We start from the raw sequence: 25238 nt of genomic DNA, 5'->3' as shown, positions 1-25238 counted from the left end.
TTCCTTTTGCTGCCACAGGTCATCCTCGAAATGCCTGTCACAGAAATTATCGTGTCTCGTTCCAGGGGTGCAGTCCAGCACTGTCACAGTAGTCCCCACCGTAATCCCGGGCGTCCAGTGTGAGCTCTGTGCGCATAATCATATACTTCCGGGAGAACACCAAGCCCGAGCGCGATTACGATTCGTGAAACTGGAAATACTGAAATAATCCAAAAATACGGAAGGCAAAGATGCCATTTTGAGTTTGAGCAATGCATTTTTCATTTTGGCAATGTCGCGTACGACACGAGGAATCAATGCAGGCGATCGGCACTGATACGTTTAGTCACATTGCACTCATGGAGACAGAGCGATCAAATCGAACTTCCGTTCCGTATGTTGGTGATCTCGTTTGCAGCCTGGGAACGGATGACCGATCGTGATTTCATCAACTGCTGGCACGATCGCTTGAAGTCTCAGCCTGACCGCCATCTGGTGACGGCCGGATGAGGAATGTCTCGATGGCATGCAGCGTGGACCCGTTTGCCCTGTTACTCGAATCGGCACGCAGCTCCCTGGACACGGGAATGGTGCGCCGCCGGGATAAAGATGGGCACTGGAATTAGCGTAGATACGCGATCACCTAACTGGAGGCAGACCCATGATCAAAGATATTCTTGTCAACCTGTCTTACGGTACATCGCAAGATGGCGTTTCCAATTACGCCCTGTCGGTTGCGGAAACATTCGGCGCACACATCATGGGGACGGCCTTCTATCCGGCAGTGGTCGGTGGCATTGACCTGTCCGCTAACTTTATTCGAGCCCAGCAAGCTGAAGCTCACGAACGCGCAGAGTCCGTGGCCACCGCGTTTGACGAGGCGACGCGTCGCGCCGGCGTTTCAGCCGAAACACGCAGAATTGAAACTGACGGGCGCGACGGACCAACCCAGTTTGCGCATATCGCAAGACGATTCGATCTTTCCGTCATTGGCCAATTTGAAGGGGACCGGGATCATCGAACCACGAATATCGTCCTTGAGGCAGCGCTGTTCGAATCCGGAAGGCCGGTGCTCGTCGTACCTTTTATTCAGAAGGAGCGCCTCAAACTCGATCGTGTCATGGTGTGCTGGGATGGCAGCCGGGCAGCCGCCCGAGCGGTCGCCGATGCCATGCCGTTTCTTATCCGCTCCGGCACGACGAGTATTGTTGTTGCGGACACTCAGAGCGCCAAAAGCGCAGACCTTCCGGGTGCGGATATCGCGACCCATCTGACCCGTCACGGAGTAAGCGCCACGATTGATCGCATCCCCGTCAGCAAGATCGATGTTTACAATGCAATCCTGTCATATGCAGCCGATACAGGTGCCGACCTCATTGTCATGGGCGGGTACGGGCATTCCCGGCTGCGGGAATTTATTCTTGGTGGGACGACGCGTGGTATGCTTGCCTCGATGACCAAACCGACATTGATGTCGCATTGATCGGATCTGCAAGACTCGCTTCGCGCGAGCACCGCCGTACGGCGGTCTACCTCCATCTTGCGCCGAGGCGAAGAAACCGCGAAAATCCGGGCCAGTTCAGGAGCCATCTGGGGAATCTTAGACCAATGCAGTTTGATGACGTTATTCTCGGTCGCCGAAGTATCCGCGGTTACAAGCCCGATCCAGTACCCAAGGAGCTGATTGCGGAAATCATCGGTCTGGCGATGCGCGCTCCGTCGTCGATGAACACCCAGCCCTGGAATTTCTATGTCATCACCGGCGAACCGCTGGATCGGATCCGCGCCGGCAACACGGAACGGATGGTGGCGGGCATACCTCAGTCGCGCGAGTTCCGCACCGGTCAGGCCTTTGCAGGTCCGCACCGCGACAGGCAGGTCGGAGTCGCCAAGCAATTATTCTCCGCCATGGGGATCGCGCGCGATGACAAGGATAGGCGCCAGGACTGGGTATTGCGCGGCTTCCGTCAATTCGACGCGCCTGTATGCGTGATCGTGACTTATGACCGCGTGCTTGACGGTAGCGACGATACGCCCTTCGATTGCGGCGCCGTGGCGACCGCGCTGGTCAATGCCGCCTGGTCTCGCGGGCTGGGCGCCGTGATCAACAGTCAGGGCATCATGCAATCGCCCGTGGTGCGCGAGCACGCCGGGATAGCCGACGATCAGGTCATCATGAAAAGTATCGCGCTGGGCTGGCCGGATGAAAGTTTCCCGGCAAATGCGGTCGTGTCCGAACGAAAGTCTGTCGAGGAAGCCACGGTGTTCGTCGGTTTCGAGAATTAGGCGGGCAGCTCAATCCGCCCTGCGGGCGTTTACCGGCTTGATCTCGGAAAGAACCGTGCTGAGACCATCCACAATGGGCTCCGCATCGGTTGCCGTGGCGGATATCTGCAGTTCGGGAAAGTAGAGTTGAAAGGTACGGCGGGTGCGGCCGGCATCGTTGGTGTTTTCGCTCTCGCCACGGATCACCTGGAGAACACAGGATCCAACCGCGGTTGTTCCTTCTGATCTGAATCTGTAGGAGGTCGTGCTGGTTTTCTCCTCGGTGGTATTCTCACCGTCCGTTGTTAGCGTGTGCATCGTGTAAGTCACGTCCGATCGACGATCAAAATTCCTGGGCAGTCCATCGGCCGCATATTTCGCGGTACGATGCGAATACTTGCCGACATAAGTCGTCCACCACTCCGACGATGCGAGGGTTCCATCGACATAAATTGCCTTCGTCACGAAAACGGGTGGGGTTGGGCGGGTCGACGGCGGTATCTCCCGAATCCAGACGACGTTACCGCCCGATGTGCCTCGATAGGCCTGAACGACTTTCCTCGTCCCGTCCAGACCATGATAGGCCAACTCGACGGGAACCGTGGAGTTCTTGATCGCGTTGCAGTCGACGGCAGGCGCGGGTTGCGCAGACGCGGAGCTCGCAAACACCAAAAGGAAGAGCGAAAGAAGACGCATGGGTAGTCCGTTATGCGGTTGGCCATCCCAACCCACTATCATCCGTTGTCGTCTGTCGCTCGTCACAGCTTGAAAGTTCAATCGCTGCTCCAGCAGGGCCCGTTACGCCATCTACGGGCTGACGCTAGCTGCAGGGCATTAGTGCACTGTCACCGTAATTCGGGGGCGTAGTTCGCTTCGACGGTCCAGGAGTCCTTCGGCTGGCTGTAGAGACGCCAGAATTGTTCGGCCACCGATGAGGCCTCCTTCGATTCCGGGGCAACGAAAGTGCAGACAGTTACTGTCGCGACGTGAATCCCCTTTTCTCGGAACGGTTCGAAAAGTCCGTGAGCCAAAGCGCGAATGCCGGCCTTGCCGATGCTGATCGAGAGAAAGTCCGGGCTGGGAGCGAGCGCGAAGCCACCTCCCGTCAGCAGGATCGCACCAGACTTTTGCTCTTCCATCTTCGGGGCGACCGCCTGCGCGGCGGCGAGCGCACCTCCAATGTTCACGGCGAGATCATCGTTGAAGCTGTCGCGGGGCTGTTCGGAGAGGGTCGCCTTGCGCATGGATGCGGCGTTGTAGTGCAGGACGTCGACTGAGCCGTGCTGCTTCTGAACTTCAGCGACCAGTTCCGCGACGCTCTTCGAATCGCTGGAGTCCACCTTGCGAGCGTGAGCCGTGTACCCTTTTGATATTAGCCTTTCGGCCAGCCCTTGCGTCTTGGCAACGCTCCGAGCGGCCAAAACCACCTGGAAACGCTCTTTGGCAAAGCGTTCGGCGGTCGCGAAACCGATTCCCGGGCCCGCTCCGATGCAAAGAAATGTCTTCATCGCCTGTTACCCTTCGAGCTGAACTTGAAATCGGCGGTAAGCAGTACGCTTGTCATTCACCAAGCTAGCGGCGGTGAAGAATGTGTTCACCGCATGCGTCTTCGCCAGTCACTCGGAGTTTCACCGGTCAGCTTTCTGAACGCCGCGGCGAATGCGGTCTGGGAGGAATAGCCGAGCGCGGCTGCGACCGTGACGACCGACGTGTTGGTGTCGCGCAGCATGTTCATAGCCTGCTCGAGCCGGTGCTGGCGCAGCCAGGCATGCGGCGAGAGCCCGGTGCTTTCCTTGAAGGCGCGGCAGAAGTGGAAGCGCGACAGGCCCGCATCCGCAGCCAGCGCGGCAAGCGATAGGTCCGCATCGCTGTCCGAACGCAGGCGTTCGATGGCGCGACCCAGCACCTTGGGCGACAGCCCGCCCATGACCGGCTGGACCGTTGCAGGTAAACCGGCGTGCGCCGCGAGCAGGCGTGTAGCCAGAAGATCCGTCAGCTGGTGTCTGAACAGCGTATCCAGCGCCGCGCAGCCTTCCAGGGCGTCGGCCGCGCTCAGCAGCAACCGGGATGTAATGGGGTCAGGATGCGCAGTTCGCTCCACAAGGTCGCCGGCAGTGGTTGTGCCGGCTTCGCGGGCGACCCGAGTGAGCGTTGCCTGCGGGAGATAGAGCTGAAGGACACTCAAGGGCTGGTAGATGTCCCATCGTGAGGTTGAACCAGCCGGAATGACCGTCAAGGTCCCGGGACGTGTCATTCCGTTCACACGCGCTTTCCCGTCGCGGCGCTCGAACCGCACCGGCTCGGCGGGAAAAGTCATGATGACGTGATCGGCCATGGGCCGGACCACGTCGTGCAGGGGATCATGCCTCCAGAAGGTGATCGCGCCGTTGGATGAGTCTGCAGCCATGCGCAGTGGCGCCGTCTTGAGCACACGCGTCATTTCCGCGTCGGCGTGAGGAGGCTCGCCGATCGGCAAATCGGGCTGCTGCGCGCGGGAAGTGTCGGGCTGATGTTCTTGCGAAGGAACGCGCAAAGTCTGCTTGCTCATGGGCCTTTCCTCGCCGTTGAGGGGCACCTTGATTGAACGTTCGGCACGCCTTCTAGGCGCTGGGCAGGTCCGGGTCTATCCCAAAGCGGGCATGTTTTGCCTAAACCTGCTCCAAGCCGCCTGCGTGCGACCAAAGTCGCGGTCAAGCGGCGGTTTGCTGATGTCGAAGGAGGCACACCACAAAATGCTGCGCGGCGTGTCACGGACGGACAATAGCGCTGACATTCTTGAGCACGTTTTTGGGCTTTGGTGTGCCGGCAATTCCGCGAGGGAACTGGACGATCGGGCGCCGATATCAGATAATGTTCAACTACATCGCGGGCGAGCGATACCAGTCCGACTTCACCGATGAGGTCGATCCCAATGACACAGGCCGGCGCTTTCGGACAGATGTACAGGCAGTTCCTGCGCCTGAAGCAGGTGCCGCCCATGCTGGTCACGCGTTCACTGCGCAGCGCCGAAATCGCCGTCACGGAGACGCGGGATGACAATCCCGCGCCGGGTCTTTCGGGCTCATTCACTCTCGAGGATGCCTTTCTTGTCAGCCTCAAACTTCGCGACTATCCGGACTGCGAGCTCTGGGAGCGCGGCAAGTGCATCACGAAAGCGGATGTCAGGGCGGGCACTACGTATCTGTACGATCTCAAACGCGATCCACGATACGTCATCGACAAACCGTTCCACTCCCTCCATTTCTATATTCCGCGCTCGGCTCTCGATCGCCTCACGGAGCATTCCCGCGCGCCTCGCGTCGGTGAACTCGCCGGTGAGCTCGGTGTCGCCCATGACGACGCGGTGGTCCGTCACCTCGGTGCGTTGCTGCTGGAAGCATTGCATCGGGCGGACCAAGCCAATCAGCTTTTTGTCGATCACACGATGCTCGCGCTCACTGCGCACGTCGCGCAGACCTATGGCGGATTGCGGCGCAGCGCCGAACGGGCCCGCGGCGGCCTTCCGCCTTGGCAAGTCAAGCGCGTCAGCGAAAGGCTCGCGTCCGACCTTGGTGGAACTCTTTCGTTGCAACAAATCGCCGCCGAGTTTGACCTCTCCGTCAGCCATTTTTCACGCGCGTTTCGCAAGTCTACCGGCCTGCCGCCGCACCAGTGGCTGCTTCGTCAGCGCGTCAAGGCGGCCAAGCAGTTGATGGCCGTCCGTGACCTGCCGCTGTCGGAGATTGCGATATCGGCCGGTTTCGCTAATCAAAGCCACTTTACGAGGGTGTTTTCTTCCTTCGTGGGAGCCAGCCCGGGGGCGTGGCGCCGCGAAGTGCATGGCGTTCCCGAGGGCGAGGCATGACCCCGGTAGGCCAGGCATCTCCATTCAGCGGCGTTTGGCGAATGAGATGGTGCAGGCGGCGTGGCGTGCCGCAAATATCTCGTCCGGCGGATGCCCGATACCTTCAGCGAGATTCGCTGGATCGAACATGAAAGCATCGCACGCTTCGTTTGGCTCGATACGCGTGATGACGATCGTTCCCAGCCGCACGGCTTCGCGACGGTCCTCGTTAGGCCATCGGATCGTTACGTCCATGGTGGGATCGCCGGGACGGTCGAGCAGCGCCATCACGCTGAAGCGGATTTCGCGTGCAGGGATCCGGTTTTCGAGATCCTCGTGCAGGAAGTCGGCAGGCTTCATCTTGGCCTCATCCTCGGTCAGCGTAACGCTTCCGCCGACCGGAACGATCTTGAACTTGATGAACCGCGTCTCGTCTCTTGAATTCGTTGCGGGAAAGGAGTGCACGCCCCAATAGGTCGTGCCGGCAAAGCTCCCGGGCGGCGGATGCGCAGCGATGTAGTTTGCCTGATGCAGCGTTTCAGGATTGGCGACGGAGAATGCCTTGACGTTCTCCAGATCCGGCCTTCCGTCCGGTCCCGGAATGCGCGCCTTGAGGAACGCCAACATCTGGTCGAGCGTCCTCGCATAATGAACCGGAGCGCTTTGCGTGAGAATGTCCGAGCGCTGGTCAACGTCCCCGAGCCTGAAACTGAAGCCGCGCAGCACAAGGTTGTCGGCATCCGCCACCTTGGGATTGCCGCCGCCCACCGAGAAGCGCGCCAGCACGCGCGATGGTCTCGTGAAGCTCAGGGATCTCGTAATTTCCTCCGCCTGATCCGAGGGGATATAGGTGCCGCGGACGCATCGGCCCTTTGCAAAGCTCGCCCGTACGTTTGGTGAATGACCGGTTTCTGTTTTCAGCGCATCGACGATCGAGGCCGGCGTGGCGGCCCCGGTCGGGAATTGGGACAATGGCGTTTGCGTGGACACCGCAATGGTTTAGCGAACCAGACGTGCTGCTGCGCCAGCGCGATTGAGCTACTTGCAGAGCGATTGCTGCTAACGCGCGAATTCCTGCTCGTCGGGAGGACTACCCGCTACTGCTGCCCAGCCGAAGCCGCCGCAGTGGTTACGAAGCGTCCCTGTACCGACTTGGGCGTCAGCTCGACCACCGCTGCGTTGGGGCTGCCAAGCTGAGCAACCTTGTCGGTAGTGATGAGATTGGTCAGCCGCAACTCCTCCCGAGACAGTTCATGTAAATCTTCCCATGGCGGCACGTTCAGCGAGAGTTCCAGCAGATCACCCGTGCCGCCCATGTCGAAGGTGTATTTGGCGAGACGTCCGATATCGCGCTCAACGATCATGAGATCATCTGCGCTGTAGCTCGCGGCCCGTGCATTATCAGCGCGGTCGCCCATCCAGATCTGATGCACGCGGACATGCGCCTGTTCCGGCACGTAGCGCGACTTGCCCGACAGCAGCAGGAAAACGCACATGGACTCGCAGTAAGCCTCCGGCGACACGTTGGCACGCTCGCCGTGCGCGCGGTGGGTCGCCCCGACGGTGGTCACCATTCCAAGCTCCCGGAACCGCCGTCCGAGCGCGATCGAGTCGTTGACCGAGCCGCCGCTGGAGTCCAGCACAACAGTTTCGCCCTTGAGCGGACGATCGCGCGCGAAATCGTCGAAATGCCTTGGAGTCTCGGCGGTGACGATGCCGACTGCGCTGACCCAGCCTCGGCAATTCGGCTGGCAAGCGACCCAGCTGAACCGCATCGGCAATTTGCGTTCTTCAAGGGCAACGGCGGCATGCGCCGACCCACCCAGCATGGCTACCAGCCCGAGCAAAGCGACGTAACCGGTAGCGGCGCTGAGAAACATCCAAGCTCGGGTGGTGGGCCAGCGAACGCGCATGATCCGTAACCTCGGCCAGCTATCGGGTGGGGTTAGCCGTGTTACGACGGCTTGTATGCACCGGCGACAGCTTGTGCTGCCCAGCAACTTCAGAATCGAAGCTTAGCCAGGGCTGATGCTTGGCGCGCCATTTCGGGCCGGGGCCACGCATGTAATGCAGCTCGGGCCGGTAGCTATCGCGGACGTCCATAACCAGGTTGTGAACGACGTTGGCGAAGTCGGAGACGGTTTCAGCCGTCTTGCGTGCAAAACCAGACATTGCGGACCAGCGCGCAGAAGCCGGTGCGGTCGCACGGGGGGTGACGATGCTTTTCCAGATCATCTTTTTTCTCCGTCCGGTTGGATGTGGGCACGGTGATGATCTAGCGGATCAGAGCGGCGGCTGCGCCAGAGCGATTGCCGTACCTGTAGAACGATTGCTGCTAACGCCTGCGCCTCCGCCAATCGCTTGAGGTCTGCAGGTTCTGGCTGCCCTGGCTTCCGCTCTTCCGGCTGTCGCGCATCCACTTCTGCCGTGCCTTCCAGGAAAGCAGCCGCGACGGCGCGCACGTTAACAGCAATCTCGCTACAAGCACGTCAATCGCTCTGGGGCAGCGGCGCACCCGGTTCGCTAGAGGTCGCCAAAGAAACAGAGGTTTTGATTTCTTCTACTCAACGGATGGATCCGATGACCACAGTCACCACCAAAAAATGCGTCCAGATCTTCTACAAAAACGCGAGGCCGAATTCCGCCCAGCAACTCTTCGGAGACGCATCATGATACTGGGTATGAGCTTGGCGACGTTCACGATGGTCCACGTGATCATCAGCCTGATTGCAATCGTGGCGGGCCTGATCGTGATGTTCGGGATGCTTGGCTCGAAGCGGATGCCGGGCCTCACTGCGATCTTCCTTGCATTCACCATCCTGACCAGTGCTTCAGGGTTTCTGTTCTCACCGCTGCTGTTCGAGAAGCTGTCGCCGGGCCATGTGATCGGCATTCTCTCGCTGGTACTGCTGGCGATCGCCTGTTTTGCGCTTTACGGCATGAAGCTCGCCGGTGCGTGGCGCTGGATCTACGCACTAACCGCGCTGGTCTCGCTTTATCTCAACGTATTCGTGCTGGTGATCCAATCCTTCTTGAAGCTGCCGGCGCTGCGTACGCTGGCGCCAAGCTCCATCGTTCAGGTCGTCGTGCTCGCGTTCTTTGTCGTCGTGATCATCGGCGTGATCCGGCGTTACCGGCCGACACCGACATACGCTTGACCTGGGGTCCGTCATCTCCGAGCCGAGATTTTGCAACGAGATCGCTGTGGTCCTCGGTGCGGACCACATCGCTCATCTCGCTCGTGCCGCGCACGAACGACATCTTGGTAAGCGCCAACTGCGTCGCTCTCTCCGCGCAAGCGAAATCTCGCGAGCCGCATGCGACAAATCAACCCGACGGGCAAATCACTTCCGATTTACAGAAATCATGCAAGCCCTGAAACAAAAAATATTTCGCTTTTCCAGAAGCCAAATCGGGGGCATATCTATGCCCATCCCGTCCTATCCAGAGGGGCGTTGGCCATCGTCACGAACGTTGGGCGGGTCGCGGTGGACGCCGATGTTGCGATTGACGCGCGCAACAAAGGCGTACGGTGAAGTCGTGTGGTCCCGACGCCCCGATGCTGGCGTCAAGTCGCGCAGGTGGCAACATCAGCGCGGCGACGGTGACAACGAGCTCGGCCCGACCGAGGAGAGCACGAAGTAAGCCGTAAAGCCATTGCGCAGGGAATGTCGGATTGCCTCCGCTGCCCTGTATGCTCGTGTGCAGCTTTGTTTGCACAATTCGCACACGAGATCGCGGGTGCAGCGCGCATCCGGCATTCCCTGCGCCCTCTGGATTTCGGGGGCAAGGAAATTTCTGTCAAAGCTCGGGCGCAATGCGTCGCGAGATCGCTAACACATATTCAGGTGTCGTCACCCGCGAAGGCGGGTGACCCAGTATTCCAGAGACAACGATGATTGAGTCGAGAAGCCGCGGCGTACTGGATCCCCGCCTACGCGGGGATGACAGCATTGGGCGCAGCCGCTCTGTGACCGTCATTGCGAGGAGCAATGCGACGAAGCAATCCATTATGCAGCATGAAGAAAGTATGGATTGCTTCGCTTCGCTCGCAATGACGTGGAGAGAGTCCTCATTCCCCTCAGCTCCCCATCGCCTTCCACGCATTGGACGCGAACTGCCGCCGCCAGGTGACGATCACGACCATCGCTGTCGTGACGAACAACACCCATGGACTGACGAACCAGCCGAGATAGCCGAGCGCAAAGAAAAACGAGCGCTGGCCGCGATTAAAATGCTGGCCGGCGGATTCGAACAATCGCGTGGTGCGGATGACGTGCGCTTCTGCCTCGGGCGTGCCTTTTTCCGAGGCCGGCGGCATCGCGCCGAGCAGGATGGCGACATAGTTGAACAGGCGGTAGGCCCAGGAGAATTTGAAGAAGGCGTAGGTAAAAATCAGGATCAAGCCCACGCATTTGATTTCCCACAGGGCCGGCGAGGGGCTGAGATCGATCGGCAGCGCAGCAAGCACCGCCAATGCGTCGTTGGTGGCGCGCAGCAAGGCCAGCCCGCCGCCGATCGCGATCAGGCTGCTGGAGGCAAAGAACGCGGTGCCGTTCTGCAGCGAAGCCATGATCTGCATGTCGACCATGCGGGTTTCGCGATCGAGCAGGTTTCGTATCCAGACCTCGCGATAGATATGCATGCGGGCGGACAGGCTGTCCCGACCGTAGGCGGTACGTTCGAGGGTGAAGGCATAGACCGTCCACTCCACGACGAAGAACGTGATGGCTGATATATCGACCCAATATCCGGTCATGCTGCATTCCCCGTCGTCGTCGCTTGGTCACGCCAGAGCCATTTCCGTTCCGATGGAATCGGAACGGGGCTCTGGATTCTTGATTTGACGCGTTTTCTTGGGACGCGAACCGGTGTCCACTTCGCTGGAAAACGCTCTAGATGTACAGGTTGAACGGTTGCGGCGCACTATGCCATGATGGCGATCCCAACAGGATTCCCTTGAAATGTTGAAACTGGTCATCGGCAACAAGAATTATTCGTCATGGTCGATGCGGCCGTGGCTGGCGCTGCGCGCCAACAACATTCCGTTCGAGGAGGTCGTGATTCCCTTGTACACGGACAACCCGGCCGACAAGCAACGCATCCTGAGCTTCAGCGATGCGGGAAAAGTGCCGGCGCTGGTCGACGGCGACGTCACGGTGTGGGATTCGCTGTCGATCATCGAATATCTCGCCGAAAAATTCCCGCAAGCGAAGCTGTGGCCGGAAGACCGCGCGGCCCGCGCGCATGCGCGTTCGATCTCGGCGGAGATGCATTCGGGCTTCATGGCGCTGCGCAACGAATGCGGCATGAATCTGCACCGCCCGATCCGCGCCGTGGCCCTGTCGGAAGACGCGCAGGCCAATGTGGCGCGGGTCCAGGCGATCTGGGCCGAGTGCCATCAGCGCTATGGCAAAGCGGGGCCGTTCCTGTTCGGCGCGTTCTCCGGCGCGGACGCGATGTTCGCACCGGTCGTGCATCGCTTCCGCACCTATGCGATTCCGGTGGCTAGCGAGGCGCAGCACTATGTCGATGCGATGGACGCGCTGCCGGCGTTCCAGGAGTGGACCCGCGACGGGCTGGCCGAAACGATGCTGATCGACCGGCTCGAGGCGATCTGAGGCGGGCGTTTAGCCCATCCGGTTCCACAAGCCCCTGAACCGCACCCGCCCTGGCTGCCGCATGGGGCCGGGCGAGGGGCCATTGCGGGCCGGAATAGCGGCTATGCAAATTCCCCCAAACTGGCATATAACACGCTGAAATGTCTGCAAAATATGCGTGTCTGGCATGGCTCGATGGTGCTGGCTTTTTGGGGCTGTGGTGTGCTAGGTTGACGCAGGGTTCTCAAGTCGGCCGATCGCTAGCGGGACAACTAAGCGCCGCCGACAATCTTGCGTATGGAGAGGGCGTTGAAGCACAAGTTCACCGTTGGAGAGACTGTCTATTTCACTGCCAGCAACGTTGCCCGACCGGCCGCCACCGGCACCTATGAGGTGATCCGGCTGCTTCCGACCGACGGCGACGACTGCCAGTATCGCATCAAAAGCTCGACCGAAGCCTTCGAACGGGTAGCCAAGGAAAGCCAGCTCGCGGTCTCCTGAGCAGTTCACGGTCTCCCGAGCGGCTTGCGGTCTCCTGAGCCGCTTGCGGTCTCCCGAGCCGCTTGCGGTCTCCTGAAGCTGTGCGCAAGCCGGCGGCTGACGCGGTTCCATATCGCTCGCCGTCAAAAGGCCCCGTTCGCAGGACCATTCTGTCGGAAGTGAGTGCGGCCAAACACGCATTCGCTTACGCTGATCGCGTTATGCTGCGTGAGGGACACCGCGCATGAGCTGGGACTGGGCTGCTTCGCTGGATCAGATCTGGCGCATACCGACTTTTCCGATGTGGCTGACGCTGGCCGCGGCGGGATTTTTGGGAATCATCGTTCTGATCACGCTGCTGCGCGCGGAGAAATCCGTGGCCAATGGCGTGCTGACGGTCATGACGCTGCTGGCGATCGTCGTCGCTGTCGCCGCGACCATCCGCAGCTTCGGGCCGGATGGCGGGGTCTCGTCCGCTGGGACCCGGGTGGCTTCGGTCAGTGCAGCGTTGCCGCAGCTCTCTTGTATCGACGATCTCGCCGGCGATGCCGTCCTCAACGCCTGCGAGAAGACGCTGTTCGGGTCCGCCGACTCGGTCGCTGCCGCGGTCACTTACGCGGCGTCCCAGATCTCCCGCCTGACCGGGTTCGGCGATGCTGCCACAGCCGACAAAGCGACGAGTTCCGATCTGCAGGCGCTGCGCCGCGCCGTCGAGCGCGACCGCTACGGGCTGATGGCCTATGTGCTGATGGCGCGCGACCATTGCACGCCGGCTGCATGCGCGGCATTCGCCGCGCTGGCCGACAAGCGCCAGGTCGTCGCCAATATGGACGAGCGCCTCTACGAGAACCTGATCACGCGCTATGCGCCGTCATGGAACGCGCCGCCCCTGGCTGCGACGACCCCGGGGCTGCTCGCGGGCCTGCCGCCGTCGATGCCTACCGGTAAACCCACCAATGCCGAGTTCCCGAGCGCGGCCAATACCCCGCCCATCAGCATCATGAACCCGGAGCCGCCCGCCGCTCGTGCCGCGCCGGCGCCAGCTGCTGCCAGTCCACCGGCTTCACCGCGCCCGGCCCCGGCCGCAGCAGCACCAACTACCGCCGCACCAGCCACACCGACCGCAACAGCGTCACCAGCACTGGCGGCCGCCAAAAAACAACCACCGGCGCCGAAGCGGACACCGGCCGCGCCGGTTCAGCTGTCGCCGGCACCGGGGGCACCGGGAGCACCGACGGTGTCATCCACAGCTGCCGCGCCCGCCAACGAATGATCGTTTTCAAACGGCGCGGGGCCCGCTAAACCCGGATCCATGCCGCTTCATCTCATCAAGCTCGCCGTTGGCTGCGAGTCGGTCAAAGAACTCAAGGGCTGGGTTGCCGAACGGATGGCAACCGCCAGGAAAAAGGGTTTGCCGCTCCGCCATATCCACGTCACCCGGATGACGCCGAAACGCGACGAGGAACTGCTTGCCGGCGGTTCGCTCTACTGGGTGATCAAGGGAGAGATCGCGGCGCGCGAAAAGCTGATCGCGATCGAGCCGTTCCGCGACAAGGACGGTATCGGACGGTGCCGCCTGGTGATGCAGCCCAAGGTCATATCAGTCTCGCCGCGGCCGATGCGCCCGTTCCAGGGCTGGCGCTATCTGACCGAGGACGGCGCGCCGGCCGATCTCGGCAAGTCCGCCGCGGTCGTGGCGTCGATGCCGGAGCCGATGCGGCGCGAACTGCGCGACCTCGGGCTGCTGTAGCGGGCTACACGGCGATATTGTCGATCAACCGCGTGGTTCCGATCTTGGCGGCGACCAGCATCCGCATCGGACCCTGCTTGAGCGAGGCGATCGGCGCCAGCGTTTCGGCGTGGCGCACCTCGAAATAGTCCAGCGCAAAACCGGCTATTGTGATCGCCTCGGCGCCGGCCTGCATGACGGCGTCGACGGGCTCGCCGGCGCGCAGGCGCCCCGCGCTTTGCTTCATCGCGCGATAGAGCTCGGGCGCCGCCTGGCGCTGTTCGGGCGCGAGGTAGACGTTGCGCGAGGACATCGCCAGCCCGTCGCGTTCCCGAACCGTGCGCGATCCGATCACCTTGACGCCGAGATCGAGATCGCGCGCCATCTGCGTCACCACCCGCAATTGCTGAAAGTCCTTTTCGCCGAAGATCGCGACATCCGGCCGGCATTGGGTGAACAGCTTGCCGACCACGGTGGCGACGCCGCCGAAGAAGTGCGGGCGGAAGCGATCTTCCAGCCCGGCGGTGGCCGGACCTTCGGGCACGATCCGGGTGGCGAAGCCTTGCGGATACATCGCCTTGACGTCCGGATTCCAGATCAGGTCGACCTTCTCGGCCGCGAGCCTGGCGACGTCGGACTTCCAGGTGCGCGGGTAGGAGCCGAAATCCTCCGTTGGCGCGAACTGGGTCGGATTAACGAAGATCGAGACGACCACTTTCTGTGCGCGGCGTTTGGCGAGCCGAACCAGCGACACATGGCCGTCATGGAGCGCTCCCATGGTTGGCACCAGCGCGACCGTGGCCTTTCTGGCGCGAAGGCCATCAAGGGCGCGGCGCAATGCGGGGACGGTACGGACGACCATGGGGCTTCGCGGCATCTGGGCTCGATCTCTTGCACGATGTTTTGGGGGTGAGGGGGCTGCTCGCCGCGACCTCTGGGCGGGCGCGCCGACCTTATAAGGCCGGAAGGTGATCAGCCAGTGCAACCAATCGAGGCAGCCCGGCGTAGCTGCATGGGTCATGCACGGCCGCTGCGATCGGCGCGTGCCGAGCGTGCGCTCGATCACAGGCAGCGCGACAACGCCAAGTGGATTCATGATTAAGGCAGGCCGACAACGATTTAAAATCGTTATCGCGCATTTCGCTTGACCGCAGCTGCGCGTGATTTGAAGATATCAACAGGGGTCGAGTCATGTTGTTACAGACTAGTCAGGGGCAATCCGGCTCGGCGCACGTCGTCGTGCTCGGCAACGAGAAGGGCGGTTCGGGTAAATCCACCACCGCGCTGCATATCGCTGTCGCCCTGATGAAAGCCGGTCAGCGTGTCGCCACCATCGACCTCGACTGCCGCCAGCAGAGCTTCACCCGGTACATCGGCAACCGCACCGCGTGGGCCCGCCGCACCGGTCTCGATCTCGAAATTCCCGTCCACTTTTGCATCAAGCTCGGCGAGACGATGCAGATCGCCGACAACGAGAATTCCGAGTTCCAGCAATTCATGGAAGCGGTGAGTTCCATCGAGCGCGCCTTCGACTTCATCGTCATCGATACGCCGGGGTCGGATTCCTATCTGATGCGCCTGGCCCATTCGATGGCCGATACGCTGGTGACGCCGATCAATGACAGCTTCCTCGATTTCGACGTGCTCGGCACCGTTGACCCCGCCACCTATTCGGTGACCGGCGAAAGCCACTATGCCGAGATGGTGCGCGACACCAGGCGCAAGCGCCGCCAGCTCGACGGCGCTTCGACCGACTGGATCGTGGTGCGCAACCGGCTGTCGATGATCGGCTCGCGCAACAAGCAGCTCGTCGCCGACAGTCTGAAGGATCTGTCGTTGCGGCTGGGCTTTCGTTCGATCGACGGCCTTGCCGAGCGGGTGGTCTACCGCGAATTCTTCCCGCGCGGGCTGACCGCGCTCGACGACATCGATGAGGCCACCCTCGGCACGCGGCCGAGCATGGGCCATGTGACGGCGCGCGAGGAGGTGACGAGCCTGCTCCGCCAGTTGAAGCTGCCGCTCGACGAGCGCGGCCGGCGGAGGGCCGCCAACCGGGCCGAATGGTTCAGCCAGGTCGACAAGCCGCTCGAGGTCCACGACATCCTCGGCGCCTGATCAAGGCTCTCGATCCTCGGCGCCTGATCGCCGCGGCCTCAGCGTGATCTTGGCGGCTCGATCACCGTCATGCGGAACGGACTGCTGTTGCTTGCGGCATGCGCCACCGCTGCATTGGCGTCGTCGAGCGCAAACGCCGTGATCTCGAATTGATCCAGGCTGACCAGGCCTGCGCGAATAAGCCCGACCATCAAATGTGCCGCGTGCGGCGGGTACATCCATTGGCCGCGAAGCGTGATGCAGTTCCGCATCACCCATGAATAGGGCAGGTCGAGGCCGGCGCCGCCGAGCATGCCGACGCCGCCCATCAGCACCACGCGTCCGTAAGGCCGCACCGCGAGGATGGCGGTCCGTACCTGCATCGCGTTGGCCGCAGGCGGCAGGATGTCCAGCACGCAGTCGATTCCGCCCGCGGCGGCTTGCAGGATTCGCTTGCGGTCGTCTTCCTCCTCGCCGCGCATCGGAACAATACGGACGCGTGGGCCGAACCGGCGCACGAGATCGGCCAGCGCCTTTTCGTTGCGGCCGGTTGCGATGACACAAGCCGCGCCCATGCCCAGCGCGACGGCCACCGCCGCGCTGCCAAAGCTGCCGGTGGCGCCGTTGACCAATACGGTCTCTCCGGCCTGCAATTGGGCGGCGAGGAAGCCGCCATACGGCACCAGCAGCGTACCCAGCGCGCACCAGCGTGCGGCGTCCGCTTCGGCAATGCTGCCGATACGTGCGGCGTTTTCCGTCGGCACCCGCATTTGTCCGGCCCATGCGCCATCGTGAAAGTATCGCTGCAGCCGCAGACCGCCGTCGCTGCCGGCGGTCAGGCCCTGCAGCGCGATGTCGGGGGCAAGCGCATCATCGCGCGAACGCACCGTCGGATCGCAATAGACCCAGTCGCCCTTGGCCAGATGGGTCGCATCCGGGCCGGTGGCGCGGACGCGGCCGATCGCGCCGGGACCGGGCACCACAGGCAATTCCAGCAGGTATTTGCGTTCGCCGCTCAGGACTTCATTGGCATAGGCGAGAACCCGGCTCGCCATCACGTCGACGATCACTTCGCCGGTGCCGAGGATGGGATCGGGCAGGGTTTCGATCGCGAGCGGCGATCCGAATTGTTTCAAGACGGCGGCTTTCATGATGGGGCATCCTTTCGCAACGAGGAGCCCATTTTCGCAACCCTTCATTTCCCAACAAGACCTGGTATTATCCTAGGATTAAATGATCCCCCCGCTGGCGAAGTGCAGGCCCATGAATCCCAGGCAAAGCGAACTCGGCGATTTTCTGCGCTCGCGGCGGGAAAAGCTGACGCCAAAGGCGGTCGGCCTGCCGATCGGGCGGCGGCGGCGAACGCCCGGCTTACGGCGCGAAGAAGTTGCCGAACTCGCAGGCATCGGCGTCGACTGGTACATCCGGCTCGAACAGGGGCGCACGGTCAGTCCGTCGGCGACCACGATCGACGCGCTGGCCCGCGCGCTGCGGCTCGGCAAGGCCGAGCACAAGCATCTGCGGGCGCTGACGCAGAATGCCGACCGCCGCGCCTTCGCCCCCGAAACCGTACCGCCTGCGGTCCGGCGCACCGTCGAGCGGCTCAATTTGCCGGCCTATGTCACGGGCCGCCGCTGGGACATTCTGGCCTGGAACGCGGCCGCGGATGAGATCTTTGCGTTCAGCCGCCTGCCGGAAGGCGACCGCAACATTCTCCTCACCGTGCTGACCAACCGCGCGACGCGAAAGTTATTCGGCGCTTCATGGGAGGAAGAGGCGCGGCGCATCGTGGCGCAATTCCGCGCCACGCATGATTTGTGGGCCGGCGATCCCGCGTTCCAGGAACTGCTTGCGCGGCTGCGGCAGGGCTGTCCTGAATTTTCGGGCTGGTGGGAGGCCCATGATATTGGCGGCGTCTCAGCCGGCCAGAAATCCCTGAGCCATCCGAGGAAGGGGCGGCTGAAGCTGGAATATGCGAGCTTTCAGGCCAATGACGATCCGGCGCTGAAGCTGATCATCTATTCCGCGGGCTGAATCCAGTGGTTTTCCGGGATTTCCGGGGCAGACGCGGCGTGCGAAATAAAGGAACGAACTGCCTACAATACCGTTTTCATTAGACTTTTATCGACCGGTCGAACCGAAGCTTGGTTGGGGCCGTCGTATATAGGCAAATAGGAGATGATCGCCGGGTAGTGAGCAGCTGCACAATGGATGGGTGCATCGCACAACGATCAGGCGGTCAATTCACAACATTTGGACTTTATGTCACGCCGCTGTGACATATATCATCAAGAACGAGGCCGAAGAGTCTCGAGACCGAACATAGCCCCTGCCGGGGCCCCGAGGACGCCGATGAAACGTGGAATTGCCGTTCTGCTTTCACTTACCGTACTGGTTGCGGTCGCGTATTTTACCGCGAGCAAGTGGGCGATCCGTCACGAGACCATCGCATTCCATGACCCGGCGCGGGACAATCGTCTGGTTGCGGTCAATATCGCCGTTCGGCGCGACAAGGAAATGCAGGCCAATGCCGGCATGATCACGCTGCCGGTTGCGATCATCAATCACGGCAACACCGTCAAGCATACCGAGTATTCGTTCCTCTCCAACGCGTTCGCCGCGCGTGGCTATCTTGCGGTCAGCCCGCAGCATGATCTGCCGACCGATCCGCCGATGGTGACCAAGGTCGGCGAACTCTATGTCGGCCGTCTGCCGCAAATTCAGCGCGGCGTCGCCAACATCCATTTTGCCATCGAGGAAATGAAGAGGGTCCTGCCCAACGCCGACTACGCCAGGGTGACCATGGTGGGGCACTCGATGGGCGGCGATATCTCGATGTATTTCGCCAAGCAATATCCCGACGAGATCAAGAAGGTAGTGACGCTGGACAATCTGCGCGTGCCGTTCCTGACCGACGGCAAGTTCAAGATCCTGTCGTTCCGTTCGAAGGACACGCAGTTCAAGCCGGATCCGGGCGTCGTGCCGGATGACGACCAGTGCGAGAAGGCCGGTATTACGGTCGTGAACACCGGCTACCAGCACAACGATATGCGCGATACCGGGCCCGATGCGGCAAAGTCGTCGATCCAGACGATGCTCGACAAGTTCATCGCGGACAACACCGACAGCAGCGTGCTGAAGCCGGTGCCGACCAAGGTGCCGGATCCGCTCGTGAGCAATCCGGGACCGGTGCCGCTGGCCAGCAACCCGGCAACGACCAACAAGTCGGCGACCAACTAACGGCTCCGCTGTTAACGCTCCGCTGCCTGATCCCGGCGGATCACGACCGGGCGCATTGACGCCCTGTATAGTCAGCCCCACATAGAGCCTGCTGCAATTGCGAGCGCTCATGGCCGGCGAACCCACCAAACCGAAATCTCCCGCCGACGTCTTCTCGGCGCAAAAACCTCAATCGCGCAGCTCTCCGTTGCCGGAAGCCCGGCCCTCGGCGGCCGAAGACATCGCCGCCTTTGTTGCCAAGGCTCGCGCCATGTCGCCGCACCGGACCGGCGCGAAGGGCAGGCTGGTGTTCGCGCTCGACGCCACCATGAGCCGGCAACCGACCTGGGACATGGCCTGCGCGCTGCAGGCCGATATGTTTCGCGAAGCGGCGTCGCTCGGTAGCCTCGACATTCGCCTGGTCTACTACCGCGGCCTCAATGAATGCCGCGCAACGGGATGGATCTCCGACTCGGCGCAACTCGCTAAATTGATGACCAAGATCGATTGCCAGGGCGGCAATACCCAGATCGGCAAGGTGCTCTCGGAAGCCCGCCGCGAGGCGGTCGCTTCCGCCGTGCGCGCCGTGGTGTTCGTCGGCGACGCCATGGAAGAGTCGGTCGACGACCTCTGCGCCAAGGCCGGTGAACTCGGCCTGCTCAAGGTGCCCGTGTTCATGTTCCAGGAAGGCCACGACGTTGCGGCCGAGCACGCGTTCCGTGAGATCGCGCGCCTCACCGGCGGGGCGTGGTGCAGGTTCGATCCCGGCGCCGCGGCCCAGTTGCGCGAGCTGTTGCGAGCTGCCGCGGCCTATGCCGCCGGCGGACGCGAAGCACTGCTGCGGCTGTCGAAGACCGGAAGCGGCGCGGCCAAGCTGATCGGCCAGATGAAATGATCGCCAGCTTGGTGCGTCAGGTGCGGATCGCCATGCTTTTTGCCGCCGGGGCGACTATATTGGGCCCATGCCAACCCTGATCGCCGGTGTCGTCGCCGTTGTCCTGCTTTATTTGCTGCTGCAGATGTTTCGTGCAGCCAATCCGGTCGTGCTTGCGCGGCTGCTCAAGATCGGCGGCGGCATCATCGCGCTGGCGGTCGCGGCCTTCACCGGGCTCAGGGGCGAACTGGCGGTGGCGATCCCGCTCGGCATCTTCGGAGCGGGACTGCTCGGCTGGTCGCCGTTCGGCCCGTCGGGCTTCAGCAATATCGGCGGGATCTTCGGCGGTGGCACGCAGCGCTCGCCCGGACAGACCTCGCGGGTGCGATCGCAGTTTCTCGACATGAGCCTCGATCACGACAGCGGCGCCCTGTCGGGCCAGATCGTCGACGGGCCCTATGCCGGCCGATCGCTCGACGAGTTCGACCTGGCGCAGCTGACGACGATCATGTCCGGCTTCGACGCCGAGAGCGTCGCGTTACTTGAAAGCTATCTGGACCGCCGGTTTCCCGCCTGGCGTCAGAACGCGCAGGGCGACGCGGCAGGGGGGCAGCGCCGCGCGCCGCCGAGCGGCAAAATGACGGACGAGGAGGCCTATCAGATCCTTGGCCTGCAGCCGGGGGCGGGGCGTGACGACATCAGCCGGGCGCACCGCGCCCTGATGAAGAAACTGCATCCCGACCAGGGGGGCTCGACGTACCTCGCCGCCCGTGTAAACGAGGCCAAGGATACTCTGCTTCGCGCGCATCTCAGCTAACTCCGGCAAACGCTACCAAACGCTACAAACCGAGAGCTGCCGCTGCCCTATTCTCTGGTTGATGCCCCGTGTCGCCCGCCGTTTTCCGGCGTGGTCGATCCTTCATTCCGGAAAACTTAACCGTAAATTCTTGACGAGAAGTTTGCGCAGGTTCGATTTGCCGCCAACGACCGAACGGCGTCTGCAACTGTGCTCTGGAAACAACAAAGCCGGCGCTTGCGGCGCCGGCTTTGCGAACCAGAGAGAAATGGGTCAGTTACGAACGGTGATGCAGGAGATGTCGGCGCGCTTCAGCGTCTTGCAGACCGCCTCGGCCTGATCGCGCTCGAGGCCGGCGAAGCGGGCGCGGAACAGCTTGCGATTATCCTTGGCAACGACCGGCTCGGTGAAGGAATCGGCCTTGCCGAGCAGGCCACGGGCCTGATTGCGCGCCTGATCGAGGCGGGCGCGGGCTTCGCTTTCGCTTTCCAGCGCGCCGACCTGGATGATCCAGCCGGTGTGGGTAACGGTGGCCGCGGGCCTGATGGCGCCGTTCTGCTGGACGGTCTGTGGCTGGACATAGGCGAGTGCCTGTGCGGGGGCAGACGGCACGCTGGAGGCGGGCAGCACGCCGAGGACGCCATGCCCGGTACCGTGATTGGCGGGCTGCGGCGGCAGTTCGGCACGGGCCACTTCGGGCCTGGCCACCTCAGCCTTGATGGATTCAGGTCTCGGCTCAGCCCGCGCCACGACGGCGCTGGAGGTCTCCGCCACTTCCGGGCGGGAGGGCGCAATCGCGCTGGTGATCGGCGGGGCAACAGGCTGGGACGGGCTGGCGGAAGCCAGCTTCATCGCGCCGGCTTTGACCTGAACCGTCTTGACCTTGACCGGCTTCATCGGTTCGGCCGAGCCGGGGATCGCCGATATCGCCTGGGTCTGAATCACACCGCTGGTCAGCGGGGCCGGTTCGGGTTTGGCCTGCGCCGCGAACTTGGACTGTTCGGGTTTCGGTTGCGGCGCCGGCAGGGCGGCTGCGGCTGCGGCCATCAGCGAGGGCTTGGCCGGGGCAACGCTGCGCGTCGCCTGCATTGCGGCCATGCTGGGCTCGGAGGCCGCGACGGCGTTGTTGGCCTGGACCGCCTCGGTCGGGCGCGGCGTGCTGGCGACTTCGGCCACCTCGACACTGGCCTCAGCGGAATTGCGTTCGGTGATGGCGGCGGCGGTGCGGATGGTCGCACCCTTGTCGAGGTTTTCCGCGAGCAAAGTGCGCATGGTGGCGTCGCGCGATCCGCCGCTGCGGCCGCCAAGCACCACGCCGATCAGATGGCGGTTGCCGCGCCGCATCGAGCTGACAAGATTGAAGCCCGACGCGCGGGTGTAGCCGGTCTTGATGCCATCGACGCCTTCGACATTGCCGAGCAGGCGATTGTGGTTGCGGATCGCCTGGCCGCGATAGTTGAATACGCTGGTCGCGAAGTAGCGATAGTAGCGCGGAAAGCGTTCCTGGATCGCGCGGCCCAGCGTTGCCTGATCGCGCGCGGTCGTGAGCTGTTCGTCGTTCGGCAGGCCGTTGGCGTTGCGATAGACCGTCTTGGTCATGCCGAGCGCGCGCGCCTTGCGCGTCATCAGCTTGGCGAATTCATCTTCATCGCCGGCAATGGCTTCCGCGATCACGACGGAGGCGTCGTTGGCGGAGCGCGTCACCAGTCCCTTGATGGCGTCTTCGACCTTGATGGTCTGGCCGGGCTTCAGGCCGAGTTTGGTCGGCGCCTGTTGGGAAGCATACGAGGACACTTCCAGTTCGGAATCCAGCTTCAGCTTGCCGCGATCGAGCTGCTCAAAGAGCAGGTAGAGCGTCATGATCTTGGTCAGCGAGGCCGGACGACGGAGGGCGTCGGGATTGTTGGAGGAGAGCGTGGCGCCGGAATTGCCGTCGACGATGATGGAAGCGAATTGCGGGCTATAGCTCGACACGGCGGCGTGGTGCCGGGCATGGTGGCGTTGGCGGTAGCGGCGGGCTTCTGCGCTGTCGCTGGTGTAGATGACTGCAGTGGTGAGAGTGACCAGCCCGAGAACGCAAACTCGCAACGTGCGCGAGGAAGCTAAGGTTGTACGAAGCATTTACTTCCCCGTCCCAATTTCTGTCTTGATCACCGGTTCGTGAGGCGAAATTGTGCCCATCGGCCCGGTGACGCTTCCCTGTTCGAAGCGCTTAGCCAGGTTGCAATTGGGGCCCGGCAGGCCGATCAGGTCGCTGTTCTAGCTAAGGTGTTGTTCACAAACAGCTTTCAATCTGTCTGTCGGAAGGCGAACACGTCCGGGAATCAGGTTAGGCGGCGCGAGTTTCCAAAAGGTTAAGTAACCGTTGCGTAACACTCCGGTGTTTGGCGCTAATCGTCGATATTTGTGCGACGCACAAGATTCCTTGACAGCCATTGTGCGGTGCACTATAAGGGAGGGGTGGTCAGGGAGCCGGGACCTCCCGGCGATTAATTACATTCAGTCTGGGAAAGGACTCCAAGATGGTCAAGGTTGAAGACATTCAGAGCTACGGAAAAGAGCATCTCGAAACGGTCGCCGCGTCCGCGAGCAACCTGCAGAGCGGTGTTCAGGCGATTGCGACCGCCTATGGCGACTACGCCAAGAAGTCGTTCGAAGACACCAAGTCGTTTGTTGAAAAGCTGTCCGGCGTGAAGTCGGTGGACAAGGCGATCGAAGCCCAGACCGAATTCGCCCGCTCGTCCTACGAGACCTTTGTCGCCGAGTCGCAGAAGATTGCCGGCCTCTATACCGATCTGGCCAAGCAGACCTTCAAGCCCTACGAAGGCCTGGTCGCGAAGTTCGCTCCCGCCACGCACTAATCACTGCGCCAAACCTTCCAAAACAAAAAGCCCGGCCGTTACGGCCGGGCTTTTTTCGTTTGCTTTGTTCGCGCCGGTTGCGGCGGCGGTTATTTCGCGACGCGCAGCCTGGAGAGCGACGTGCCGATCGCGCTAAACGCCGTCGCGATCTGGCTCGAGGACGTCACGGTGGAGAACTTGTCCGAGCCGCTGGCGCAGTACTGCAGGACGGAGGAGGTCGGATCGCCGTTGGTGTTGACGTGCATCGTGTAGATGATGACGCCGTTGGCCTTGATGTTGTCGCACTGGATGCGCTGGCGGGCGTCGATGGCGCCGTTGTATTGGTATTGGCCGTTGCCGTATGACGGCCAGCGATCCTGCGTGTTCAGACCGTCGGACATCACGATCAGCACCTTCTTGTATTCGTAATTGGGATCCTCCGCCGGAGCGTTGAGCGGCGCGCCCTGGGTCAGGGACTGCCATCCCCAGGCGATGCCGATCGGCTGGTTGGTGCCGCCGTTCGGGGTCAGCGAGTCGATCTTGGATTTGGCGGAGGCGAAGTCGGTCGTCAGAGGCAGCAACTGTGCGGGGCAGGCATTGTATTGCTCGGCGTAAAACTTGGTTGCGGGATCGGAAGTCGGCGTCGTGTTCTTGGTGTCGTAGTCCTGGTCACGGTCGGTCACGCAGCCGTTCCACTTGGTGTGATCGGCGACCGTCCAGGTCTTGCCGGCAGTCTCGCAGGAGGTTTTGTCCTTGTAGTCCTTCTGGCTGCACTTTCCATTGTCGCCTTCCCACTCCGACCAGTTGATCCACGACTGTTCGTAGTTGCTGGCACCGACGTTGACGTCCTTGGCGAAGGGAACGACCGAGATGTAGACGTCGCCCGTGTTCTTGGCGAGGGCGCCGATCTGGTCGATCAGGGCCTTTGCGGCCGGCTTCATCGCCGTCATTTTGCCGTCACTGTTCATCGATCCGGTGACGTCGAGCGCAAGCGCCACCCGCATGCGCACGTTGCCCCAGAGCGAGGTTGAACTGGTGTCGAAGCCGATTTGCGGGAAGCCGGCGACCTTCATGAACTCCGTCGGCACGTTGCCGGAGCCAATGATCTTGATGGTCGAGCCCTTGCCGGTGTTGGCGGTATATTCCGCGGTGACTGAAACGCCTCTGGCGTCGGTATTGGTGTAGAGTGCCTTGAAATAGGCTTGTGCCTTGGTGTTGATGTCCGAGGCCTTGATGGTTCCGTCCGACAGGTCTTTCGCCACCATCAGGGCGGTGGAATCCATGGCAGCCTGCATCGACGACCGGGCGCTGTTGGCACGGGTATAGTCGATCGCGGCGCCGACGAAGCTGAGGATCGGGACGGCGGCGATGGCAAACAGAACCGCGATGTTGCCCTGATCGGCCTTGGCAAAACGCCCGGCGGCCGTACGCACCCGACTGAAAATGGCAGTATTGAGCATGGCTCTCACCGAAATAGTGGTTTCTAGCGGTATTTCGGCCTGGGCGGCTAAACAGGTGGTAAACTGGTTCCCGCAAAAA

25 protein-coding genes are annotated in these 25238 nt (G+C 62.0%); 14 read left to right on the top strand and 11 right to left on the bottom strand.

All coding sequences use genetic code 11. The features are described from left to right. The first annotated feature begins 640 nt into the window (after nucleotides 1-640). Together JQ567_RS27105 and JQ567_RS27100 are read left to right on the top strand one after the other, a co-directional pair. On the top strand, nucleotides 641-1462 hold the full coding sequence (locus JQ567_RS27105) for a universal stress protein (protein ID WP_212441642.1): 822 nt from the start codon (nucleotides 641-643) through the stop codon (nucleotides 1460-1462). 125 nt (nucleotides 1463-1587) lie between these two features. After that, nucleotides 1588-2265 (top strand): nitroreductase, encoded by a 678-nt coding sequence (locus JQ567_RS27100; protein WP_212441641.1) that lies wholly within the window; start codon nucleotides 1588-1590, stop codon nucleotides 2263-2265. 9 nt (nucleotides 2266-2274) lie between these two features. Here the strand turns inward: JQ567_RS27100 and JQ567_RS27095 are convergent, their stop codons facing one another. The 3 genes from JQ567_RS27095 to JQ567_RS27085 all read right to left on the bottom strand — a co-directional run bounded on the left by JQ567_RS27095 (nucleotide 2275) and on the right by JQ567_RS27085 (nucleotide 4792). Next, nucleotides 2275-2940: a hypothetical protein gene (locus JQ567_RS27095; protein ID WP_212441640.1), complete on the bottom strand. Its 666-nt coding sequence runs from the start codon at nucleotides 2938-2940 to the stop codon at nucleotides 2275-2277. A 149-nt stretch (nucleotides 2941-3089) separates the two neighbouring features. Next, a complete protein-coding gene (locus JQ567_RS27090) occupies nucleotides 3090-3752 on the bottom strand; it encodes an SDR family oxidoreductase (RefSeq protein WP_212441639.1) in 663 nt (220 codons plus the stop codon). An 86-nt stretch (nucleotides 3753-3838) separates the two neighbouring features. After that, nucleotides 3839-4792, bottom strand: coding sequence for a helix-turn-helix transcriptional regulator (locus JQ567_RS27085; protein WP_212441638.1), 954 nt, complete (start codon nucleotides 4790-4792; stop codon nucleotides 3839-3841). 363 nt (nucleotides 4793-5155) lie between these two features. Here JQ567_RS27085 and JQ567_RS27080 point away from each other — a divergent pair, with 363 nt between their 5' ends. Beyond that, complete coding sequence (locus JQ567_RS27080) at nucleotides 5156-6088, top strand: AraC family transcriptional regulator (protein ID WP_212441637.1); 933 nt, start codon at nucleotides 5156-5158, stop codon at nucleotides 6086-6088. 24 nt (nucleotides 6089-6112) lie between these two features. On the opposite strand, the gene JQ567_RS27075 is transcribed toward JQ567_RS27080, so the two are convergent. The 3 genes from JQ567_RS27075 to JQ567_RS27065 all read right to left on the bottom strand — a co-directional run bounded on the left by JQ567_RS27075 (nucleotide 6113) and on the right by JQ567_RS27065 (nucleotide 8302). Continuing rightward, nucleotides 6113-7039, bottom strand: coding sequence for a catalase family peroxidase (locus tag JQ567_RS27075; RefSeq protein WP_212441636.1), 927 nt, complete (start codon nucleotides 7037-7039; stop codon nucleotides 6113-6115). A 125-nt stretch (nucleotides 7040-7164) separates the two neighbouring features. Next, nucleotides 7165-7947, bottom strand: a complete 783-nt coding sequence (locus JQ567_RS27070) for a hypothetical protein (protein ID WP_212441635.1) — start codon at nucleotides 7945-7947, stop codon at nucleotides 7165-7167. A gap of 52 nt (nucleotides 7948-7999) precedes the next feature. Continuing rightward, the gene (locus JQ567_RS27065) at nucleotides 8000-8302 is read right to left on the bottom strand and encodes a hypothetical protein (RefSeq protein ID WP_212441646.1); all 303 of its coding nucleotides are present in this window, start codon (nucleotides 8300-8302) and stop codon (nucleotides 8000-8002) included. 434 nt (nucleotides 8303-8736) lie between these two features. Between JQ567_RS27065 and JQ567_RS27060 the strand changes: the two genes are divergently transcribed. Beyond that, nucleotides 8737-9225, top strand: coding sequence for a hypothetical protein (locus JQ567_RS27060; protein ID WP_212441634.1), 489 nt, complete (start codon nucleotides 8737-8739; stop codon nucleotides 9223-9225). Between the two features lie 923 nt (nucleotides 9226-10148). Here JQ567_RS27060 and JQ567_RS27055 read toward each other — a convergent pair. Continuing rightward, nucleotides 10149-10826: a DUF599 domain-containing protein gene (locus JQ567_RS27055; RefSeq protein WP_212441633.1), complete on the bottom strand. Its 678-nt coding sequence runs from the start codon at nucleotides 10824-10826 to the stop codon at nucleotides 10149-10151. A gap of 205 nt (nucleotides 10827-11031) precedes the next feature. Between JQ567_RS27055 and JQ567_RS27050 the strand changes: the two genes are divergently transcribed. The 4 genes from JQ567_RS27050 (at nucleotide 11032) to JQ567_RS27035 (ending at nucleotide 13897) form a co-directional block, all read left to right on the top strand. Next, nucleotides 11032-11688 carry a glutathione S-transferase family protein gene (locus JQ567_RS27050; protein WP_212441632.1) on the top strand — a complete coding sequence of 219 codons (657 nt, stop codon included), beginning with the start codon at nucleotides 11032-11034 and terminating at the stop codon, nucleotides 11686-11688. Between the two features lie 276 nt (nucleotides 11689-11964). Next, a complete protein-coding gene (locus JQ567_RS27045) occupies nucleotides 11965-12168 on the top strand; it encodes a hypothetical protein (protein WP_212441631.1) in 204 nt (67 codons plus the stop codon). A 223-nt stretch (nucleotides 12169-12391) separates the two neighbouring features. Next, the gene (locus JQ567_RS27040; protein ID WP_212441630.1) at nucleotides 12392-13420 is read left to right on the top strand and encodes a hypothetical protein; all 1029 of its coding nucleotides are present in this window, start codon (nucleotides 12392-12394) and stop codon (nucleotides 13418-13420) included. Nucleotides 13421-13459: 39 nt separating this feature from the next. After that, nucleotides 13460-13897, top strand: coding sequence for a DUF1489 family protein (locus JQ567_RS27035; RefSeq protein ID WP_212441629.1), 438 nt, complete (start codon nucleotides 13460-13462; stop codon nucleotides 13895-13897). Nucleotides 13898-13901: 4 nt separating this feature from the next. Here the strand turns inward: JQ567_RS27035 and panC are convergent, their stop codons facing one another. After that, on the bottom strand, nucleotides 13902-14753 hold the full coding sequence (panC, locus tag JQ567_RS27030) for a pantoate--beta-alanine ligase (protein WP_212441628.1): 852 nt from the start codon (nucleotides 14751-14753) through the stop codon (nucleotides 13902-13904). Nucleotides 14754-15067: 314 nt separating this feature from the next. Between panC and JQ567_RS27025 the strand changes: the two genes are divergently transcribed. After that, a complete protein-coding gene (locus JQ567_RS27025; RefSeq protein WP_212441627.1) occupies nucleotides 15068-15991 on the top strand; it encodes a division plane positioning ATPase MipZ in 924 nt (307 codons plus the stop codon). Between the two features lie 38 nt (nucleotides 15992-16029). Here JQ567_RS27025 and JQ567_RS27020 read toward each other — a convergent pair whose 3' ends face one another. Next, entirely contained in the window at nucleotides 16030-17121 is a 1092-nt protein-coding gene (locus JQ567_RS27020) for a zinc-binding alcohol dehydrogenase family protein (RefSeq protein ID WP_212441626.1), read from the bottom strand. A gap of 112 nt (nucleotides 17122-17233) precedes the next feature. Here JQ567_RS27020 and JQ567_RS27015 point away from each other — a divergent pair, with 112 nt between their 5' ends. From JQ567_RS27015 to JQ567_RS27000, 4 genes are all read left to right on the top strand, one after another. Next, a complete protein-coding gene (locus JQ567_RS27015; RefSeq protein ID WP_212441625.1) occupies nucleotides 17234-18004 on the top strand; it encodes a helix-turn-helix transcriptional regulator in 771 nt (256 codons plus the stop codon). Nucleotides 18005-18322: 318 nt separating this feature from the next. Next, nucleotides 18323-19210 carry an alpha/beta fold hydrolase gene (locus JQ567_RS27010; RefSeq protein ID WP_212441624.1) on the top strand — a complete coding sequence of 296 codons (888 nt, stop codon included), beginning with the start codon at nucleotides 18323-18325 and terminating at the stop codon, nucleotides 19208-19210. Between the two features lie 109 nt (nucleotides 19211-19319). Next, nucleotides 19320-20084, top strand: a complete 765-nt coding sequence (locus tag JQ567_RS27005) for a VWA domain-containing protein (RefSeq protein WP_212034909.1) — start codon at nucleotides 19320-19322, stop codon at nucleotides 20082-20084. Between the two features lie 67 nt (nucleotides 20085-20151). Then, on the top strand, nucleotides 20152-20880 hold the full coding sequence (locus JQ567_RS27000) for a DnaJ domain-containing protein (protein WP_212266224.1): 729 nt from the start codon (nucleotides 20152-20154) through the stop codon (nucleotides 20878-20880). Nucleotides 20881-21132: 252 nt separating this feature from the next. Here the strand turns inward: JQ567_RS27000 and JQ567_RS26995 are convergent, their stop codons facing one another. Then, nucleotides 21133-22980 carry a D-alanyl-D-alanine carboxypeptidase gene (locus JQ567_RS26995; protein WP_212441623.1) on the bottom strand — a complete coding sequence of 616 codons (1848 nt, stop codon included), beginning with the start codon at nucleotides 22978-22980 and terminating at the stop codon, nucleotides 21133-21135. Between the two features lie 401 nt (nucleotides 22981-23381). On the opposite strand from JQ567_RS26995, the gene JQ567_RS26990 reads away from it, so the two are divergent. Further along, nucleotides 23382-23720: a phasin family protein gene (locus JQ567_RS26990; protein WP_212212413.1), complete on the top strand. Its 339-nt coding sequence runs from the start codon at nucleotides 23382-23384 to the stop codon at nucleotides 23718-23720. Between the two features lie 89 nt (nucleotides 23721-23809). Here JQ567_RS26990 and JQ567_RS26985 read toward each other — a convergent pair whose 3' ends face one another. Further along, nucleotides 23810-25159, bottom strand: coding sequence for a pilus assembly protein (locus tag JQ567_RS26985; protein ID WP_212441622.1), 1350 nt, complete (start codon nucleotides 25157-25159; stop codon nucleotides 23810-23812). Nucleotides 25160-25238 lie beyond the last annotated feature (79 nt).

The organism is Bradyrhizobium sp. AUGA SZCCT0431 (assembly GCF_018131065.1).
Taxonomy (GTDB): Bacteria; Pseudomonadota; Alphaproteobacteria; order Rhizobiales; family Xanthobacteraceae; genus Bradyrhizobium.
Note: the sequence above shows the minus strand (reverse complement) of the source record. Positions and strands in the feature narration are given on the sequence as shown.

Excerpts from the sequence above, each read along its gene's own strand:
- JQ567_RS27095 (WP_212441640.1), bottom strand. The coding sequence starts at position 2,940 with ATGCGTCTTCTTTCGCTCTTCCTTTTGGTGTTTGCGAGCTCCGCGTCT.
- JQ567_RS27000 (WP_212266224.1), top strand. The coding sequence starts at position 20,152 with ATGCCAACCCTGATCGCCGGTGTCGTCGCCGTTGTCCTGCTTTATTTG.
- JQ567_RS27060 (WP_212441634.1), top strand. The coding sequence starts at position 8,737 with ATGATACTGGGTATGAGCTTGGCGACGTTCACGATGGTCCACGTGATC.
- JQ567_RS27105 (WP_212441642.1), top strand. The coding sequence starts at position 641 with ATGATCAAAGATATTCTTGTCAACCTGTCTTACGGTACATCGCAAGAT.
- JQ567_RS27020 (WP_212441626.1), bottom strand. The coding sequence starts at position 17,121 with ATGAAAGCCGCCGTCTTGAAACAATTCGGATCGCCGCTCGCGATCGAA.
- JQ567_RS27045 (WP_212441631.1), top strand. The coding sequence starts at position 11,965 with ATGGAGAGGGCGTTGAAGCACAAGTTCACCGTTGGAGAGACTGTCTAT.
- JQ567_RS27010 (WP_212441624.1), top strand. The coding sequence starts at position 18,323 with ATGAAACGTGGAATTGCCGTTCTGCTTTCACTTACCGTACTGGTTGCG.
- JQ567_RS26985 (WP_212441622.1), bottom strand. The coding sequence starts at position 25,159 with ATGCTCAATACTGCCATTTTCAGTCGGGTGCGTACGGCCGCCGGGCGT.
- JQ567_RS27055 (WP_212441633.1), bottom strand. The coding sequence starts at position 10,826 with ATGACCGGATATTGGGTCGATATATCAGCCATCACGTTCTTCGTCGTG.
- JQ567_RS26995 (WP_212441623.1), bottom strand. The coding sequence starts at position 22,980 with ATGCTTCGTACAACCTTAGCTTCCTCGCGCACGTTGCGAGTTTGCGTT.
- JQ567_RS27100 (WP_212441641.1), top strand. The coding sequence starts at position 1,588 with ATGCAGTTTGATGACGTTATTCTCGGTCGCCGAAGTATCCGCGGTTAC.
- JQ567_RS26990 (WP_212212413.1), top strand. The coding sequence starts at position 23,382 with ATGGTCAAGGTTGAAGACATTCAGAGCTACGGAAAAGAGCATCTCGAA.
- JQ567_RS27025 (WP_212441627.1), top strand. The coding sequence starts at position 15,068 with ATGTTGTTACAGACTAGTCAGGGGCAATCCGGCTCGGCGCACGTCGTC.
- JQ567_RS27015 (WP_212441625.1), top strand. The coding sequence starts at position 17,234 with ATGAATCCCAGGCAAAGCGAACTCGGCGATTTTCTGCGCTCGCGGCGG.
- JQ567_RS27070 (WP_212441635.1), bottom strand. The coding sequence starts at position 7,947 with ATGTTTCTCAGCGCCGCTACCGGTTACGTCGCTTTGCTCGGGCTGGTA.
- JQ567_RS27085 (WP_212441638.1), bottom strand. The coding sequence starts at position 4,792 with ATGAGCAAGCAGACTTTGCGCGTTCCTTCGCAAGAACATCAGCCCGAC.
- panC (WP_212441628.1), bottom strand. The coding sequence starts at position 14,753 with ATGCCGCGAAGCCCCATGGTCGTCCGTACCGTCCCCGCATTGCGCCGC.
- JQ567_RS27050 (WP_212441632.1), top strand. The coding sequence starts at position 11,032 with ATGTTGAAACTGGTCATCGGCAACAAGAATTATTCGTCATGGTCGATG.
- JQ567_RS27090 (WP_212441639.1), bottom strand. The coding sequence starts at position 3,752 with ATGAAGACATTTCTTTGCATCGGAGCGGGCCCGGGAATCGGTTTCGCG.
- JQ567_RS27080 (WP_212441637.1), top strand. The coding sequence starts at position 5,156 with ATGACACAGGCCGGCGCTTTCGGACAGATGTACAGGCAGTTCCTGCGC.
- JQ567_RS27005 (WP_212034909.1), top strand. The coding sequence starts at position 19,320 with ATGGCCGGCGAACCCACCAAACCGAAATCTCCCGCCGACGTCTTCTCG.
- JQ567_RS27065 (WP_212441646.1), bottom strand. The coding sequence starts at position 8,302 with ATGATCTGGAAAAGCATCGTCACCCCCCGTGCGACCGCACCGGCTTCT.
- JQ567_RS27040 (WP_212441630.1), top strand. The coding sequence starts at position 12,392 with ATGAGCTGGGACTGGGCTGCTTCGCTGGATCAGATCTGGCGCATACCG.
- JQ567_RS27035 (WP_212441629.1), top strand. The coding sequence starts at position 13,460 with ATGCCGCTTCATCTCATCAAGCTCGCCGTTGGCTGCGAGTCGGTCAAA.